Annotated in this window: 6 protein-coding genes; 1 reads left to right on the plus strand and 5 read right to left on the minus strand. The window is 35.7% G+C overall.

The features are described 5' to 3' along the window. Positions 1 to 36 precede the first annotated feature (36 nt). The 5 genes from H7U22_RS03655 to H7U22_RS03675 all read right to left on the minus strand — a co-directional run bounded on the left by H7U22_RS03655 (position 37) and on the right by H7U22_RS03675 (position 5,119). Entirely contained in the window at positions 37 to 639 is a 603-nt protein-coding gene (locus H7U22_RS03655; RefSeq protein WP_187069968.1) for a hypothetical protein, read from the minus strand. A gap of 59 nt (positions 640 to 698) precedes the next feature. Then, entirely contained in the window at positions 699 to 1,568 is an 870-nt protein-coding gene (locus tag H7U22_RS03660) for an RteC domain-containing protein (protein ID WP_187069969.1), read from the minus strand. A 395-nt stretch (positions 1,569 to 1,963) separates the two neighbouring features. Next, on the minus strand, positions 1,964 to 3,178 hold the full coding sequence (locus H7U22_RS03665) for a hypothetical protein (RefSeq protein WP_187069970.1): 1,215 nt from the start codon (positions 3,176 to 3,178) through the stop codon (positions 1,964 to 1,966). A 25-nt stretch (positions 3,179 to 3,203) separates the two neighbouring features. Next, complete coding sequence (locus H7U22_RS03670) at positions 3,204 to 3,848, minus strand: TetR/AcrR family transcriptional regulator (RefSeq protein ID WP_187069971.1); 645 nt, start codon at positions 3,846 to 3,848, stop codon at positions 3,204 to 3,206. Positions 3,849 to 3,859: 11 nt separating this feature from the next. Beyond that, positions 3,860 to 5,119, minus strand: coding sequence for an aminotransferase class I/II-fold pyridoxal phosphate-dependent enzyme (locus H7U22_RS03675; RefSeq protein WP_187069972.1), 1,260 nt, complete (start codon positions 5,117 to 5,119; stop codon positions 3,860 to 3,862). 256 nt (positions 5,120 to 5,375) lie between these two features. On the opposite strand from H7U22_RS03675, the gene H7U22_RS03680 reads away from it, so the two are divergent. Beyond that, entirely contained in the window at positions 5,376 to 5,954 is a 579-nt protein-coding gene (locus tag H7U22_RS03680) for a Crp/Fnr family transcriptional regulator (RefSeq protein ID WP_187069973.1), read from the plus strand. Positions 5,955 to 6,207: the final 253 nt, after the last annotated feature.

Genomic DNA, 6,207 nt, shown 5'->3' on the forward strand with positions numbered 1-6,207 from the left:
AGCGTAAGAATAAATTTTATGGTTAATCGGATTATGTTAATCCCACAGGTTTTCCAGTTCTTCTTTCGAGAGGTGGAATGAGGCGTGTTCGGAAATAAACTGGTTGATCTGAACGATGCGAGGGTTGGAACCAATCTGCCCATATTTTGCCCTGACCATTTCCATCATATTGAAAAAGTCCTGTTTGTTACCGTCCTCTTTTTCCAGAATGGAAAAAATTTCTTTCAGCTCCTGAAGTACATCTGGTATTAGTCCAAGCTGTTCAGATTTGGCATTTTCATCCTGTCCAAAACTGATTTGCCCCATACTAACGGTACTAGCTCCAACAGGTGGTTTAGAAGCGCCCAGCAGTCCCTGATGTTCTTCATGTTTCTGGGTAGGTTCTTCAACCTGATCTGCCCAGCGGTGCGGAAGCAGTTCTTTGGGATTTGAACCTTTGTTGAAAAATAGATTAAATTCTTTGCGGTAGTAACACAGGATGATGCCCGAATACCAGAGCGAGGTGAGCAGAAGTATTGCAAGCCAAAACTCCTGCCATGTAAATTGTGCCAACATAAATTCTTTGCTTTTATCCCAAGCACCATTGCATTGGGATTTGATGAAGCAAAGTTTCGAAGCTTTCGATTTTTTGTTTGACAACCAGTTGGGTACTACCCAAAAATAAAACCATAACACTATAATAAACAGATGGTTATTAGCTATCTTAAATTAAGTTTGGGAACAAACTCATCGTCTTCATCTATTCTTTTATCAATAGCGGTTTTCATTTGATCAAGGTATTTGGTTTTGCTCAGCCGTTTGCGTTGCTTGATTTCTGCAAATCTCCTTGAGGGCTTTCCAATGACAACATTGAATATCTTCTCAAATAATCTTACGATCTCAGCTATTCCGGCATTGCCATTGTTAATTTCGCCTGTGTAATACAAACCGTAGGCAAGTTCAACCAGGTTAATTGCCTCACCTGTCCATCGGTATTGCTTTTTACCGACTGGAGTATTTTCAATAAAACTGGTACAGTGTAATTTTGCCATTTCTTCTGATAGATAAGCCTGGATTTTATCCATTGCCACAATCTTTCCCACCAAGTGGTCGGCGATAGTGGAGAACCGTTCATCACGGTCAAGCTTAGGTCTGATTAACCAGTGTGGATGCTCATCAACTTTTCTTAGGAAAAGTTGCGCATCCATATCATTAGCTCCAGAATAGTAATAGTTGATAATATGCTGGTTATTGCACCGGAAAGTACAAATCTTTTGTATTTCGTCCGCATAGAATTTCTTCAATACCTTCTTGCAGCCTTTGGGCTTTTTAAAAATGATTTCATGCAACGCCAGATAGTAAATCTGGAAAGACCTGAACTTGGGCTTCACCGTCTTAAAAAACAAAATTTCATCCCTCTGACCATCAAAACTTCCTGTAAGCACTAATGATTGCAGGGCATTCATAAAATGGTTTGATGTTTTAAGATAAGGTACAGGATCTATTAGAACTCCCCTGTTATCCTGTTCCAATTGCTCTAAAGTTTCTAAGAGCTCTTCAAAAAGTTTTGTTGCTGCTATTAAAATCATATTGAAAAAATTGTACAGCTAATCGCCGTTGGGTTAAGATTAAACTTTGAGAGCGCTTAATTTGGTCCAAACAGGTATGATCTTGCTTCAAGTATCATTACGAGTATCGTTCACAAAAGTTTGAAAATGAACATTGGTTTTTAGGTGGAAAGACCATACTAATTATTCCACCTCAAGCGCATAAAATGCACTTGAAGCAGCATATTTAGAAACTTGTAGATGGATTGGAATGTCCAATAATTTTAATAAAAGCAGGATGTAATTAATTTTAATGCTAATGCAGAACGCCTCAGCGACAATTTTTCAGATTTGAAAGAATAGTATCATCAAATAGTGGAGAGAAAACAATGTAAACGTATGTGTTCTCTAAATATTAGGAGCTTGATGAGAAAAAATTAAAAGGTTATTAGAATACAGAATAAAGAAAGATATTTCTCATCTATCTGCTTAATTAACGATTGTAATAACGCTTTAACTTTTATTGCAGTAACTCTATTATTCTCGGCATAAGTGTTCTGCATATTTCCTATGGAAAGGTTTTCTTTTTTAGCTGTGCCCACATGAGCATGGATAAATTCATAGAGATCAGCCTTGCGCTTCACTAATACGATGCCTTTATCGATCAAGAGCCGGAAAATGAACAAAAACTGCTCCATAGATATAGAGATTTTAAAGTAAAACTGTTGTAGAAAATATTTTGTCCCACTTCCCTCAAAGATTTTTTTATTCATATTGATCAACTTCTTGATACAAACAAGTTCGTTCTCCAATGTATGGCAAAGTACTTCCCTTAATTCAACAGCATCGCTATCATAGCTATATCGCCGTCTAATAATCAATTGCCTCAATTTTCTTATCTCAACGGTAATCTTGATATATTCCTCCCTATAATTATCAACTTCATTATAATCAAGTTGCAATCTTGATATGTAGTATTGAATAAGAGGTGGATAATTAAAATTATGGTAGCAAAAAACTCTTCGCAAATCCAGTTCATTCTCATCTATACTCTCTGAACTTACTTTATTTAGATCATGTATGAGGGCATACCAAAAATCCAGTAAATGGAAACTAGTTTTTTTAGTATTCTTCATTTCCAGAAAATATCCCTTAAGTATTTCACATAGCCCTTCGTCTATCCCAGCTGATTTAAATGATTGGATAAGCTTATCAGAAATTTTGATTAAAGTCAAATCTGTTTTTTGTTTATAACGAACAGGTACCACCATTTTAAAGTTAAAGCAGTAGTTGTAATGGTCTTTTAAATGGTCGAAAATATTATTAATTGCCTCTAGCATAATTAATAGATATTCTTTGACATCTGGTTCAATCTGTGATTTTTTATCAGACAAAATAAATGTATTGCATTCTTCTGACAACTGTACCAATTCTGATTGTAGATGATCCATAAAAACAACTGCATTCTCATCCAAATGCAACTGCATAAATTGCAGATTTCTTTGGATTGCTACCATAATGCCATCAATTTCAAGAATAAATAGTTCCCGACTATCATGGATGGACTCATGATTGGATTGTATTAGATCATGCGCAATCTTTCGTAGTTCACCAAGTGCCTTAATATAAAATTTAGGGTTTTCATTTTCCATAATCGCCACAACTTATTCCATATCCTCATTTTTTATCAAATGCCCAATCAACAATCTGTTCTATAGTCTTTATTATCTCTATTTGTCCTTCTCGGGAATTGATATCTATTCCGCAAATGGTAGATTCGTTCTTTTTGGCATGAAGTACCATATAATAGATTGCACTCACCATTAGTGCAGTAATGGCTTTAAGACTCTTTTTACTATCTTTAAATAAAGGTTCTGACTTTTCAAGCAATAGCTTCCCTACCTCTTCGCGAACATGTGAGATGCTATTGAGTAGGTCAGTCTTTTCGGTAATTTCCCATAAGATAATCGAGCGCATTTCTTCATGCGTATTGAAATATTCAAAATGCCCTTTTAACAGATCCGATACTAGGTTTTTTAAAGTTTCCCGATCTGTATTGCCACTAACTTCTCTATTTACGTCTTTAGCTTTAGCTATCCAATAGTCATTCTTAAGGACATAAGCTTCAACTAATTGATCAACTCCTCCAAAATACCTATGAATTAAAATTTTACTGACATCTGCTTCTTTGGCAATGGTATTCAGCCCTAGTCCTTTATAACCTTTGTGCTTGATGATTGTGCCAACGGCATCTATGAGCCGTTGCATGGTCTGTTCCTTATTTTTTACATGACCAGAAATGTTTATATATCTGAGAGGCATAAGCTTTTAATTTAGGGTTTTGAAATAGATAGTTTACGATCCACATGAGTAAAGGCATTCAGCACCTTGTCCAAATGTTCCTTGGTATGGGTAGCCATAATATTTAGCCTTACCCTGGCATTTTTTTTTGATACTGCTGGATACATTATTGGATTTGCATATACCCCTGCATCAAGCAATAGCTTTCCAGCTTCCAAGGTTTTTCCTATATCGCCAATCTTAACAGGTATAATCGCTGATGCTGTTGTACCAATATCGAGCCCCATACCTAACAATCCTTCTTTAAGGTAATTTACATTTTCCCAAAGTCTATCTTTCCAGAATGGCTCTTCATCCAATAAGTCCATCGCTTTCAAAATACCCAAAGTAGTTGGCGTTGCTGTGGTAGAGAAAAGATGCTGTTTTGATTGATATTTCAGGAAGTTAATGAGTTCAGTATCTGCCACTACATACCCGCCTATGTGGGCAAAGGCCTTGCTAAAAGTCCCTGTTATAATATCAACCTTATCAAAAAGGTCATATTCTTCGATTGCCCCCCTACCCGTTTTTCCAACAACTCCTGTTCCATGAGCGTCATCAACTACCAGATATGCTCCATAATGATGAGTAAGCTCAGCAATCTGATCCATTGTTGCTAAATCTCCATCTTGGGAATATACACCATCAATGATTACCATTTTTGTACGAAAAGTGTGTTGTGCATGTTTAAGTGCAAGTTCTAATCCCTCCATGTTGTTGTGCAGGAAAGTTTTTACATTGGTAAGCTGGCAACCTTCATAAACACTAGCATGCACCGCCATATCAATAATTGCAATATCCTCTTTTTGTAAAAGACATTGCAATGTTGCGCTATTTGCCGTGTAACCTGTAGTATAAAGGATTGCGCTTTTTCTCTTGAAAAATTTGGCGATTCTATCTTCTAAAGCCTGATGGTAAACAAAATGACCACCAATAGCTGGAGATGCACCAGCGCCGCTGCCAAATTCTTCGATCGCTTGTTGTAGTGCCACTTTAATTGCAGGATGCTGTGTAAAACCAAGATAGTCGTTAGATACAAAACAGGCACATCTTTGCGCTTTGTTTTTTCCAGGCAAAAGCAAATCCATTTCTGGAGCACAACCTGATAGAGATTCTATTCGGTAGTTCAAGTGTCCGTTTGCACTTAGATAATCTAGAAACAGTTGGAACTCTCCAGCCCTTTCCATCACATCAATTCCAGGAATATTCTCAAAATCCCTGAAGCTCGCCTTAGCAAAGTCAATATTTTTCATAAACAATAGGGGTTAAAACTCAATTTAGCACCTATTTATTTTAAAAGTGGTAACATGACAATTTTTTATTTAAAATCAGTCTATGTATTAATAAAATAAATCTGATTCTTTAAAAAATAATAGGACAAAGAAATCCACCCAAAAAAGTTCTATCCAATATAAACTTACTAGGTAAAGTTATAGTAGGTGGAAAAACAGCAACTAAGTATTACACTTGACTGCGATATTAAAACACTCTTCTTTTGCCATCAAAAACATGAAAAACCAAAAGCTCATCGATAAACTTCATGAAATGCCACATTGCAAAAAGGAGATGAAATTTCTTTTCTCAGAACAGTTTCTTTCTGTTGATTATTTAAAAGGCCAGACTATTATTGGTCCAAACCTCTTTAATAATTCATTATATTTCGTAAATAATGGCTTGCTGCGACGCTATCCATTAAGGTTAGGATTGGCGGGAACAAGCCAACTATTTATTATAGGAGATTTTATTACTCAAAATGGCATATATCTTAAAAGACCAAGTCTTGAATATATTGAATGTTTAAGCCAAGTTGAATTACTTACCATTAACCATAAACAGCTTGAACGCTTTTTTAGGCAACAGCCAGAAGCGATAAAACTTTTGTTGTGCATTTTGGAAGAGCAAAAATTAAAGGAAATTGAAAATGCAGAAATGATGCGTTTGGAACCTGCCATAGAAAGATACAGGTTTGCATCAGTTGTACTAGGAAAGTTAATACACGATCTTCCAAAACGCATCCTTTCATCTTATCTAAGGATTAGTGAAAAACAACTTAGCCGCTTACTTATAGAATATGCACATGGCAAATAATTAAATTAATTCTATGGACATACGTCCAATTATTTTCCGACCTATCGCCCTTGATTTTCCGACACCTGTCCAGCGCAACGGCTTACAAACAACTTAATTTTGGTTAAGATAAAGAACTGAAATTAAGAAACAAGACATGAAAAAGGAAACCATCTTAAAATTTATCTGTGGTATTATTGTATTAACCCCCTAAAAAGCTGGACTAAATTTTAAAAACAATTTAGAACCATTAAATTAGGGAATTATGAAAAGA

Source organism: Pedobacter fastidiosus (assembly GCF_014306625.1).
Classification (GTDB): Bacteria; Bacteroidota; Bacteroidia; order Sphingobacteriales; family Sphingobacteriaceae; genus Pedobacter; species Pedobacter fastidiosus.